General features: G+C 48.4%; 9 protein-coding genes. 4 read left to right on the plus strand and 5 right to left on the minus strand.

Annotated elements, in window-relative coordinates; translation table 11 throughout:
• Positions 1 to 65 precede the first annotated feature (65 nt).
• The 4 genes from xerC (at position 66) to QHH26_05255 (ending at position 5,289) form a co-directional block, all read left to right on the plus strand.
• Positions 66 to 1,028, plus strand: a complete 963-nt coding sequence (gene xerC / locus QHH26_05240; GenBank protein ID MDH7481368.1) for a tyrosine recombinase XerC — start codon at positions 66 to 68, stop codon at positions 1,026 to 1,028.
• A gap of 15 nt (positions 1,029 to 1,043) precedes the next feature.
• Positions 1,044 to 1,571, plus strand: a complete 528-nt coding sequence (gene hslV / locus QHH26_05245; protein ID MDH7481369.1) for an ATP-dependent protease subunit HslV — start codon at positions 1,044 to 1,046, stop codon at positions 1,569 to 1,571.
• 54 nt (positions 1,572 to 1,625) lie between these two features.
• Positions 1,626 to 3,071 carry an ATP-dependent protease ATPase subunit HslU gene (gene hslU / locus QHH26_05250; GenBank protein MDH7481370.1) on the plus strand — a complete coding sequence of 482 codons (1,446 nt, stop codon included), beginning with the start codon at positions 1,626 to 1,628 and terminating at the stop codon, positions 3,069 to 3,071.
• A 121-nt stretch (positions 3,072 to 3,192) separates the two neighbouring features.
• On the plus strand, positions 3,193 to 5,289 hold the full coding sequence (locus QHH26_05255; protein MDH7481371.1) for a hypothetical protein: 2,097 nt from the start codon (positions 3,193 to 3,195) through the stop codon (positions 5,287 to 5,289).
• A 162-nt stretch (positions 5,290 to 5,451) separates the two neighbouring features.
• Here the strand turns inward: QHH26_05255 and QHH26_05260 are convergent, their stop codons facing one another.
• From QHH26_05260 to QHH26_05280, 5 genes are all read right to left on the minus strand, one after another.
• Positions 5,452 to 5,844 carry a hypothetical protein gene (locus QHH26_05260; protein ID MDH7481372.1) on the minus strand — a complete coding sequence of 131 codons (393 nt, stop codon included), beginning with the start codon at positions 5,842 to 5,844 and terminating at the stop codon, positions 5,452 to 5,454.
• Positions 5,845 to 5,917: 73 nt separating this feature from the next.
• On the minus strand, positions 5,918 to 7,255 hold the full coding sequence (locus QHH26_05265) for an NAD(P)/FAD-dependent oxidoreductase (protein ID MDH7481373.1): 1,338 nt from the start codon (positions 7,253 to 7,255) through the stop codon (positions 5,918 to 5,920).
• Between the two features lie 13 nt (positions 7,256 to 7,268).
• Positions 7,269 to 10,784 carry a transcription-repair coupling factor gene (gene mfd / locus QHH26_05270; protein ID MDH7481374.1) on the minus strand — a complete coding sequence of 1,172 codons (3,516 nt, stop codon included), beginning with the start codon at positions 10,782 to 10,784 and terminating at the stop codon, positions 7,269 to 7,271.
• A gap of 118 nt (positions 10,785 to 10,902) precedes the next feature.
• The gene (locus QHH26_05275; protein MDH7481375.1) at positions 10,903 to 11,364 is read right to left on the minus strand and encodes a septum formation initiator family protein; all 462 of its coding nucleotides are present in this window, start codon (positions 11,362 to 11,364) and stop codon (positions 10,903 to 10,905) included.
• 100 nt (positions 11,365 to 11,464) lie between these two features.
• Positions 11,465 to 11,754, minus strand: a 290-nt coding sequence (locus QHH26_05280; GenBank protein MDH7481376.1) for a pyruvate kinase alpha/beta domain-containing protein, incomplete at its 5' end; no start/stop codon positions are given.

Genomic DNA, 11,754 nt, shown 5'->3' on the forward strand with positions numbered 1-11,754 from the left:
GCAAAGGTTACCTTTGCATCATATCCGTTATTCCTAGCTGTCTATCAAATATTCCAGGGATTTCCATGCACCAAGAACTTGAGCGTTTCATAAATCACTTGCAAGCTGTAAGGAACGCCTCGCCGAACACGGTCAGGAGCTATGCGACGGATATCAAACAGTTTCTCGCCTTTCTCGATGACGAAGGTTTGGTTACTGAGCCTTGGCACATCGATGCAAAGGTAGTGCGAAGATACATGGCGCGCCTTCATCGACTCGGCATCGGCAAAACATCTAGTGCCCGAAAGCTCTCATCACTGCGCGCCTTTTTTAAATATTTGGTGCGAAGGGGCTTAATGAGCTCCAACCCGACGATAGGGTTATCTGGGCCAAAAATCGAAAAAAGGCTACCGAAATTCCTGCGGGAAGAACAAATCAATGCGCTTATGCAAATGCCGAATTTGGCTGAGCCAATCGGCTTGCGCGATAGGGCAATACTCGAGGTGCTCTACGCCACTGGTGCAAGAGTCAGCGAAATCGTGGGTATCAACCTGGATGACCTTGACCTCACCAACGGCGAGATTCGAGTGCTTGGAAAGGGTTCCAAGGAAAGGATTACCTTCATAGGAAGGCCAGCACAAGAAGCCCTTGATGCCTATATCAACTTCGGCCGTTCCAAACTCCTAGCGAAACGCAAGGATGGCGTCACGGAAAATGCGCTTTTTCTCAATAGATTTGGGCGTAGGCTCACCGTGCGAAGTGTGCACCGCCTGCTCGATAAATACTTCAACGATGTAAGCGAAGAGATAAAGATTAGCCCTCATGTTCTTCGCCATACCTTTGCCACGCATATGCTCGAGCACGGGGCAGATGTGCGCTCAATTCAGGAATTACTTGGACATTCCAGCATCTCCACAACCCAAATTTACACCCATGTCACCCGCGAACGCTTAAAAGAGGTATATGACCAGGCTCATCCAAGGGCGAGAGTGGAAGAAAGTGGTGTTGAAAGCTGGCCTTTGGGCGATAAAGATTCCGACCACTCGTGACCAGGAGGTATCTTCATGCACGCTACTACAATTGTCGCAATAAACCGCGACGGCAAGACAGCTATTGCAGGCGACGGCCAGGTAACAATCGAGAACACAATAATGAAGCAAGGGGCAAAAAAGGTTCGTCGAATGTACGACGGCAAGGTTCTCGCCGGCATTGCTGGTTCGGTCGCCGATGCATACACGCTTTCCGATAAATTCGAGGCAAAGTTAGAAGAATCACATGGCAATCTCCTTCGCGCCGTCCGAGAGTTCGCAAAAGAATGGCGGACTGATAGAATACTTAGGCGACTCGAGGCGCTGATGATTGTTGCAGATAAGGAACACGTACTGGTTCTTTCAGGGAATGGCGAAGTAATCGAGCCAGACGATGGAATCGCAGCAATAGGTTCTGGCGGCGGTTTCGCCCTGGCAGCGGCACGTGCGTTAGCTCGCCATTCAAATTTGCCTGCGGAAAAGATTGTCAAAGAAGCTCTGCTTATTGCGTCTACAATTTGCGTATATACAAATGATAAAATAACAGTGGAGGTACTCGAGTAATTACCGAAAAATATTTTTCGATAAGTTCTGTGTTTGTTACCAGCGAGGTTCACCATGGAGGATCTTACCCCTAGACAAATAGTCGAGGAATTGGACAAATATATCATCGGACAGGAAAGGGCAAAGCGTGCAGTGGCAATTGCCCTACGTAATCGCTATAGGCGCCGACTGCTAAGCGAGGAAATACGAGACGAGGTCATCCCAAAAAACATTTTAATGATAGGCCCAACAGGCGTTGGCAAAACCGAAATTGCCCGCCGTCTAGCCCAAATAGCCAACGCACCGTTTATCAAGGTCGAAGCTACAAAGTTCACAGAGGTTGGTTATGTCGGACGTGACGTTGACTCAATGGTTAGAGACTTAGTTCAACTTGCCGTGCGAATGGTCGAGAACGAGAAGATTGCTGAGGTGCAAGACATTGCAAAAAATCTAGCAATCGAGCGGATTCTCGACATAATGGAACCGATTTCCAAACCTGAGAAAGAACATCGTCCAAGAGAATTCGACGCAGCATATCAAATTGTTGGCCAATTGTTCGGCGTGCAAAAACCACAGCCTGAGCATATAGAGACCCCTGAATCTGAACAGCTCGAACGGGAGGACCGCCAGCGCAAAGAGAGAATTCGAGCAAAACTAAGAAAGCAGCTGATTGAGGGGGTCCTCGATGACCAAAAAATTGAGATAGAGGTCGAAGAGAGCGGCGGCCCGCCTTTCCTCCAAGTCTTTACCCCACAAGGCATGGAGGAAATGGGCATGGATATCCAGAACATGCTCGGCCCGATAATTCGCCGCCGAAGGACAAAAACAGTCACAATACGTGAGGCAAAAGATATTATTGCCCTCGAGGAAGCCCAAAAGCTCGTAGACCACGATCAAGTAGTTCGCGAAGCAATCGAACGCACTGAACAATCAGGCATAATTTTTGTGGATGAGCTTGACAAAATTGCAGGCAGAGAAAAGGGCACCGACGGTGGGCCACAAGTCTCCCGCGAGGGCGTCCAGCGCGATATTCTTCCCATAATCGAAGGCTCAACGGTAATCACAAAATATGGCCCCGTACGGACGAACCATATCCTATTTATCGCTGCCGGTGCTTTCCATGTAACAAAGCCTTCGGACCTTATTCCTGAGCTGCAGGGACGACTACCTATCAGAGTAGAACTGGACTCCTTACAGGAAAAAGATTTCGAACGAATACTCACAGAGCCTAAGAATGCGCTAGTAAAGCAATACACCGCTTTATTGGCAACTGAAGGAGTCAGTATAACTTTTACAAAGGATGCAATCTCGGAAATCGCTAGAATCGCAGCGGAGGTCAACGCCCAATCGGAAAACATTGGCGCACGGCGGCTTCACACAGTCATGGAACGACTACTTGAGGACATATCATTCAACGCACCCGAACTAACATCGAGCCCTATCACAATTGACGCTGCCTATGTACGCGAGAAACTTGAAGATATTGTGAAAAATGAAGACCTAAGCAAATATATCCTATAAAAAATAAGCGTTTTGGTTTAATTATTTAGTGGTATGCGCATAAATGATATATACCACAACTAGCAAGCTCATGTGCTAACAGGGTTTTCCTAAAAATGAGCGAAAACAGAGGAGGATTAGTATGCGCATACCAAGCTTTTGTCTGTTCACAGTTCTCCTAGCTCTAGCCGCCTCGTCGGTAACAGCACAAGCCGTGCCAAACGCAATCAGCTACCAAGGCAAATTGACTGACTCCACAGGCCAGATTGTACCCGATGGCGACTACCAAATTCAATTTAAGCTATATTCAGAAGCGAGCGGAGGGACGGCATTTTGGACATCAACCAAAAAAACTGTCAGAACCTCCGGTGGAGTGTTTACAACCGAAATCGAGCCAATCACACCAGCTGACATCGCTGGACATGAAGACATTTGGCTTGAAATCGTTGTTGGTGACCCTGGAGTTGCCTTGTCGCCTAGGATAAAACTCTACTCTACGCCATTCTCGATACGCGCGGGGGATCTTGTCCTGCCATACTCAGGTAGTGCCTCAAGTGCAAACGCTGTTTTATCAGTCACAAACTCCGGAACTGGTCCAGCAGCCCAGTTCTCCGTAAGCAATCCTGCCAATTCAAGCCCAGCACTGACCATCTCGACATCTGGCACTGGACCAGCTGCCAAATTCTTGGGCATCGCAGAAATGACAGGCTTCAAACTGACAACAATGCCTGGCACTGGAAAAGTATTGACATCTGACGCTGAAGGGGTGGGTACATGGCAGGAGCCTATTACCTATTCAGCTGGCGAAGGATTGAGTTTGAGTGAAAATATCTTTTCAGTCGCACCTCAGGGCATAACAGAGTCCATGCTTGCCAATGGGGCAGTAACTGCCGAGAAACTTGCTGACAATTCAATCACCAGCCAGAAAATACAGGATGGTTCAATCCTTCTAGCTGACCTTGGCTCCAATGGTGCATCAGCAGGGGAGGTGCTTAAGTTCGATGGAACAGCATGGACTCCCGCACATGACAACGATACCACATATACAGCCGGAGAAGGCATAAACCTTGCAAACAATACCATCTCAGTCGCACCTCAGGGCATAACAGAGTCCATGCTTGCCAATGGGTCAGTAACTGCTGAGAAACTTGCCGACAACTCAATCACTAGCCAGAAAATACAGGATGGTTCAATCCTTCTAGCTGACCTTGGCTCCAATGGTGCATCGGCAGGGGAGGTGCTTAAGTTCGATGGAACAGCATGGACTCCCGCACATGACAACGATACCACATATACAGCCGGCGATGGACTCACTTTGACAGGAACTTCATTCTCCATTGCCTCAGCAGCCATTACTTCGACAATGCTAGCAAATGACTCGGTTGATAGCTCAAAGATTGCCGATGGAACGATACAACTCAATGATCTTTCTCAGAGTGGAGCTTCAGCTGGAGAGGTAATAAAGTGGAATGGTACAGCATGGGCACCTGCAGCCGATGAAAGCGGCGGCACTTATACAGCTGGCGCCGGTCTAATACTCAACGAAAACCAGTTCTCAATCGCCCCCGGCGGCGTGACCGACACCATGCTGGCAGATAATTCTGTCACAAGCGCCAAAATACTTGATGGCACTATTAGTCCCGCAGATATCCAGGTCCCCATGGGAATTACTGGGACGGTTGACGCGGAAAATGGCCTCGTCACCGCATCCAACTCAGGCACAGGATATGCCATAAAAGGCATTGGAACTACTGGTTCGGCAATCGTCGGCTATTCTGAATCAGGAACGGCTGGTATCTTTGACCAGGGAGCTTCAAATACTAACCCAGCCTTGCACGTAATTAGCCGCAACAATGAAAACAAAGTCGCAATAAAAGCAGAAGGCGATATTCGAGTGGTATACCCCGGAGCATCTGATGGAGCCACCAACCGTGCAAATCCGATTGCCTACGCCTATATTAATTCCAACGGAACAAAAGCTTCGGGTACACCTAACATAAGTTGCGAGTTAAACGACGATGCTCAACGGTACGATATTACAATTACAAAATACGACGGCACAATTGAAAATTATGATGGCACTAACTATGTTGCCATCGTAACACCCGTAACCGCCGGTGGAACAACGCCCAACATAGCAGTCACAGGCGCCGCCAATGGAAAACTTTTCGTCGAAATCTGGTCCATCCTTAACTTCAAGGTCCAAGGGGCTTTCCAAATAGTCATTTATAAACCATAAGAACTAATAATGGGGAATTGAGAGGAACGATTAATAGCTATCTTCCCTCAATTCCCCAAAATTTTTTTGTCTGCCCCACTTAAGGCAAACAAAGCCATTTCACTGGGGCTTTCTTTATAGCTTATCTTTATCTTGCGGTTAATTTCCTCACAGCAACGATGCCTACCTCGGCTCGGCTTTTGCTTTGGGAATCACACGCCGCAGGTTTTCTGCCCAGATATTAGCAAGCTTTTCCGGTGTTGTCTTGTTGAACCTTGCCGTCTCCTTATCCGCAGTAATGATAATGTTGTCACCGATGAGCACAGCATACTCTTTATTACGAATCGCAACCTTAACATCAGAAGGCTCAAAGGGTTCGGAACCTAGCAGCTCGTTAATCCTCTGTGTGACAATTTCCGCCCGTTTCTCAACCGAATAGCCGCCCGCTGGGAACCGAATCCGAAGAACCACCTCCTGGCCAATGATTACATCACCAGGCTGACCAACTGCAAACACGGCCGACGCAAACCCCATGAGAGTAACAATTAGAACAACAAGAAAAGCGACTTTTTTCATTGGAAAGCACCTCAGCTTTCTTCTTTATCAATCCTTTATTTTCCCTTCTGCATGCGTATTTCCCTTCATTCAATCAAGAGTTTGACTCTTGGGTTCTCTTTGTAGCGCACAAAACATTTGCCGCGCTTTCGCCTGCAATCCAACCAGTGGTGAACGCCGCTTGAAGATTATACCCACCGGTTGTGGCATCAATATCAATTACTTCACCCGCAAAATGCAAACCGTATACCAACAAGGACCCCATTGTGCGAGGATCTATCTCTTTTAGAGATACACCGCCGGACGTTACAATCGCTTCCTCGGCAGGCCTGGCGCCTGTTATTTGAAGTCGGAAGTCCATAAGCAAATCAATAATCTTCTTTCGCTGAGTTTTCGTTATGCGATTCACAGGGAGCTCAGCAGGAATACCGCTCAGGTGAATGAAAACTGGAATAAGCGTCCTCGGCAGCAGGTCGGGAAGATAATTTTTAAATTGCTTCTTTTGGGAAAAATCGCTGATGAGCCTGCTTTCCAATTGCTCGCGGCTCAGAGCGGGTTTAAGGTTGATGGAAATTGATACCCCCGACTTGTGCGTCAGCCCAGCATAAACCTTGCTTAGCGTGAGAATTATTGGCCCCGAAACTCCGAAATGCGTGAAAAGCATCTCGCCGAACTCGCTAGCAAGCTTCTTTTTTTCGGAAAATAAAGTAGCCGTTACATTTCTAAGGCTCAGTCCCTGGAGTTGGGAAACCCACGGTTCCGCCGTCTCTAGAGCAGCAAGCGATGGCTTTGGAGGAACAATGGTATGTCCAACCTCCGCGGCAATCCGGTATCCATCGCCAGTCGAACCAGTTCTAGGATACGTAATGCCTCCTGTCGCCAAAACAACCGCATCGGCTGGAATTACTCCAGAGAAAACCCTAACGCCTGAAATAAAGGATGAGATGAACGCAGGAGAATAGGAACGACCCTTCTTGTTTGGTGTCTCCTCATTATCCCCTCCACCCTGGTCTTTTTTCTCAACAACCAATCCATGAGCCCTTGTTCCAAGACGAATGTCCACCCTAAGCTCGCGAAGCCAGCGCTCCAATGCGTCGGCAACGTCCGAGGCACGGTCTGATTGAGGAAAAACGCGGCCTCCTCTTTCCACCTTGGTCGGGACTCCAAGGCGTTCTAAGAGGGAAATAAGATCATGATTGGAAAACCTAGAAAACGCACCATAAAGAAACTTGCCATTTGGACCAAAAGCACTCACAAAATCATCAAGTTCAGCGATATTTGTTACATTGCCCCGGCCCTTACCAGTAATTCTGAGTTTCTTGCCAAGAATGCTATTTCGCTCCAGCAGAATTACCTTTGCGCCGCATTCAGCAGCCCGTCCAGCAGCAAGCATTCCGCCAGCGCCCCCACCGATTACAACTACTCTAGTCATCCTGCACCACTGTCTATCTTAGTATGGAGAGATACATCTGCTTAGATTCTTCAAGCGCCTCAGGCAGGGCAGCAAGAATTTTATTCAAGAGCGGTAGGAGCTCTGGAGTTCTTGCATCCACAATAACCCTGTCAATTGAGAAAATCACTCCAGGGAATTCCTTTTTTAAAAACAACCCGACATCTGGCGCAAGCCTTACTCCATGAGCAAACTTGATAATTACTTGGCGCTTGTCTGAGGTAACTCCCTCAATGCCGATGCCCGACGCTTTCAGCCTAAGCTTCAGGATATCGAGTGAATTTTTCACTGGGGTTGGAAGCTCTCCAAAACGGTCCTTCATTTCTTCGGCAATTTCATCTACATCCTTCAAGCATCGAACAGCAGTCATGCGCTTGTAGAATTCCAATCTTAGGCCTTCGCTAGGTATGTAGTCCGTCGGGATATTTGCATCCATCGGCAGGTCTGCCGGCGGAAGATCGAACTTATCAGGTTCTTCTCCTTTAATTTCCTGCACTGCTTCGGCTAGAAGACGACAATACATGTCGAAGCCAACAGCAGCCATTTGACCATGCTGTTCTGGCCCCAGAAGGTTGCCCGCTCCCCGTATCTCAAGGTCTCGAAGCGCAATCCTAAAGCCAGACCCCAACTCCGAAAACTCTTTGATAGCCTGCAAACGCTTTTCAGCAGTCTCAGACATTATCCTATGCGGTTCATACAGCAAGTAGGCATATGCTTGGCGGTTCGAACGCCCAACTCTGCCACGAAGCTGATAAAGTTGTGCAAGCCCCATTCTATCCGAATTATTAATAATTATTGTGTTTGCGTTTGGAATGTCTAAACCACTTTCGATAATGGTAGTGCAAACAAGCACATCAAACTTATGCTCATAGAAATCAAGCATGACCCTCTCAAGCTGATCCTCAGGCATTTGACCATGGCCTATTTCAACACGTGCATGGGGAACCAGGCGGCGAACATGTTCAGCAACATGTTCGATATTCTCTACTCGATTATGAACAAAGTACACCTGCCCGCCTCGGTCTAGCTCTCTCAGAATCGCATCGCGGATAAGGTTGTCGTCGTATTCGCGGCAGTAGGTTTTAATTGGCATCCGGCCCTCTGGAGGGTCGTCCATTAAGCTCATGTCCCTTATGCCCGATAGCGACATCTGAAGGGTCCTAGGAATCGGCGTAGCAGTTAACGTAAGAACATCAACCGTTTTCCTAAGTTGTTTAAGTCGCTCTTTTTGCGCCACGCCAAACCTCTGCTCTTCATCTACCACTAACAACCCAAGATCTCGGAACTCTATGTCTTTCGATAGCAACCGATGGGTGCCAATCACAACATCCACAACACCGGTTCGCAGGCCCTCGATGACTTTCTTTTGCTCAGCTCGGCTTCGGAAACGACTTAACATCTCAATATTGACCGGATAGGCTGCAAAGCGCTCGCGGAATGTATTGAAATGCTGCTGGGCAAGAACAGTGGTCGGCGCTAGAACTGCCGCCTGCTTTCCATCGTTGACTACCTTAAACACTGCACGAATGGCTACCTCAGTCTTGCCGTAACCAACATCGCCGCATATTAGGCGGTCCATCGGCTTGGGCGACTCAAGATCTTGCTTAACCTCCTGAATAGCTTCCATTTGGTCCGGCGTCTCCTGATATTCAAACGCAGATTCTAGCTCCTGCTGCCACGGCGTGTCCGGTCCAAAACTGTGCCCCTCGATAGTCTGCCTTGCTGCATAGAGAGCTAGAAGTTCTTTAGCCATTTCTTTAACAGCCTGCTTTACTCGCTTAGTAGTCCTAGCCCATTCGCTACCACCAAGCCGGTTCAAGGTCGGCGTCTGTCCCTCAACGCCGATATATTTTTGAATGCGGTCAATTTGGTCCACTGGGACGTACAGCCTGTCTGTGCCAGCATACTCTATCAAGATGTAATCGCGATCGCCGCACGCACCCGAGAGTTTCGTTAATCCACGGTATCGGCCAATGCCATGATTGATATGCACTACATAATCACCTTCGGCAAGCTCGAGAAGCGAAGATATTGGCAAACCGCGCCTGGATGCCTTCTTCGGCCGTCGAAGCCTGCTCAGACCAAACATCTCACCATCGGTAGCAACCATCAGCCTGGCATTTGTAATTTTGAACCCAGACCGCAGAGTTCCGTTTACAACGCAAATGCCGCTACCGTCGCGACTTTGGTCTTCGAAATCCACCACAGAAAGCTCGTGCTCTGTAAGCAATTCGACTACCCTGTGCGACTGGTTCGATACCAATATAACCTTGCATTGATTCGAAAGCCAAGTCCTCAACTGCTCTATGAGCACATTCATTTGCCCACCAAATGCATCCATCGGGGCGGATGGAACCACAATTCGTGTATCTGGATTAAACCAAGGAACCGTTCTCGATAGAAGTGAAAGAATGAGATTACAACCTCTACCCGCCAACAACGACATCGCATCGTTAAACGGAACGAAATGGTCCACAGGAAGTGGTAGGATGTCGCCACGCTTTACATGCGCTGCACGAGTCTCGGCAAGCTCTTGGTAAAGCTGTTCCCAATGCGACTTTATCTGGTGCGGTTCGTCAACCACAACTATTACATCTGGCGGCAGATAGTCGAGCATGCATGATGCATTCTGATAAATGATAGGCAGGTAGTATTCAATCCCATCGAAGCACGCACGGTTGCCTATCCTTGCGATATCATCCTCAACATGGTCTTCCAACCTCGCCTGAGTCTCACAATCAAGGTCCGAAATGGAAGATTCAAGGAGCTTGCGAAGGCTAGCAACTGCGGCTTCTGCAACCCCAGGCCCAAGCAAAATTTCACGAGCTGGCGCAATGTCAATGTAAGCCGTCTCTGCATGGGAACGCTGCGACTCTACACTGAACGAGCGGATGCTTTCCACCTCATCGCCAAATAGTTCGATTCTATAAGGCATGCTTTCAGTAGATGGAAATACATCAAGAATGCCGCCTCGCTGGCTGAACTCTCCCTGGCGCTCAACCATAGTCGTACGATCATATCCAAGGTCAACCAAAGCGCGCACACAAGCTTCAAGGTCGAGCATTTCGCCGTTCTCGATTCTTATTCTGGAGGCGGACAGCACGCTGGGAGGAATAGTTTTCTGAAGAACGGAGCCTATGGGAGCAATCACAACAACTGGTTTATTGTCGAGCAAGCATATCATTGCCGAGAGTCGCCGCCCAATGACATCTACATCAGTATCGCCCTCTTGGTAAGTCATGCCCTCGGCCGGCGGCACTAAGATTACATCGCCATCTTCATAACCGAAGGCGGCCATATCATCATAAAGCGCTTCAGCCTGCTCATAGTTGAAAGTAATCAAAAGCAAGGGCCTGTTGAGAAGGCGATGGATGGCAGCAACAAAAGCCCCTTTTGCAGCCGCAGTCAGTCCCTCAATTTGGACTGTCCTGCCGCCAACTTGCAGCACGTCGCACGCCTGGCGCAACTCTTGCATTTCCTGGAAAATTTTCAAAACAAGGTCGAGATTCACAACACAAACCCCAAAAGGGCTTTGGCCCGACACCCAGGGGGTGCCCACCAAAGCCCTCGCAATTAAATTCTAGCTATTAAATTATAGCAGGATTTCAAACTGAAATCTATGGTTAGTTCTAGCGTAATTCTCTATCGTCAGTTACAAAAAAGCCTGCAATTTCGCCCGCTATTCTCTGCCATATGTTTGGATGGGCGTTTTCACCTGCACTTCGCTCCGAATCTTCCTTGCTTGGACTCTGTATTATAAGCGCAATCTCACCTTCTTTAACCATGCCCAGCTTTCTTGCTTCTGCCTCGATTCCATCTTTCGTCTTTAGGTATGCAATCTCGCTCCTTAGATTGCGGTTCTCAGCTTCAATTCGGGCTATCTCCCGCTCAATCTGCGTTTTCTCTCGAGATTCGCGAGAGTCAAGGATGTAAGGCTCAGTAATCTTGCTTACGATATGCCATAAGCAGAGTACTGCAAGTATGGTTGCAAAAGAATAACCTAGGTTTAATAAAAACCTATACGCTTTTTTAGGGCGCTTCCGTAGCTTTGGAGTCCTCATCAAAAAAATGCTGGGAGTTGCTCTGGGCATCGAATTACTACCCCCACCCAATTGCCTTATTTTATTTACTTTACTTGCCGATGAAAGAGAGGTATTATTTTCTTTCTTTTACAGCTGGTTTAGCATGGAACTATGTTGTGATTGGCTGGCCAACGGTGTGGACTTTGATTAAGTTGGTCCTACCGGGGACGCCTGCCGGAACGCCTGCTGTCAGAACTATTGTATCGTTGGGTTTAACAAGCCCGGCGCGCATTACTCCGTCCACAGCCTCAGATATCATCTCGTCAGTACTCCGACTAGGCTTGACAAGCACCGGATACACACCCCACGAAAGCGCCAACTGCCTATAAGTCGCCGTCGAAGTGGCAGCTGCAATTATAGGCGCCGTCGGCCTGTACTTTGAAACTGCCCTTGCAGTTG

The sequence above is a fragment of the Armatimonadota bacterium genome (assembly GCA_029907255.1).
Lineage (GTDB): Bacteria > Armatimonadota > UBA5829 > DTJY01 > DTJY01 > JAIMAU01.

Coding starts and splice junctions, on each gene's coding strand:
- xerC (MDH7481368.1), top strand. CDS start 66: ATGCACCAAGAACTTGAGCGTTTCATAAATCACTTGCAAGCTGTAAGG.
- hslV (MDH7481369.1), top strand. CDS start 1,044: ATGCACGCTACTACAATTGTCGCAATAAACCGCGACGGCAAGACAGCT.
- hslU (MDH7481370.1), top strand. CDS start 1,626: ATGGAGGATCTTACCCCTAGACAAATAGTCGAGGAATTGGACAAATAT.
- QHH26_05255 (MDH7481371.1), top strand. CDS start 3,193: ATGCGCATACCAAGCTTTTGTCTGTTCACAGTTCTCCTAGCTCTAGCC.
- QHH26_05260 (MDH7481372.1), bottom strand. CDS start 5,844: ATGAAAAAAGTCGCTTTTCTTGTTGTTCTAATTGTTACTCTCATGGGG.
- QHH26_05265 (MDH7481373.1), bottom strand. CDS start 7,255: ATGACTAGAGTAGTTGTAATCGGTGGGGGCGCTGGCGGAATGCTTGCT.
- QHH26_05275 (MDH7481375.1), bottom strand. CDS start 11,364: ATGCCCAGAGCAACTCCCAGCATTTTTTTGATGAGGACTCCAAAGCTA.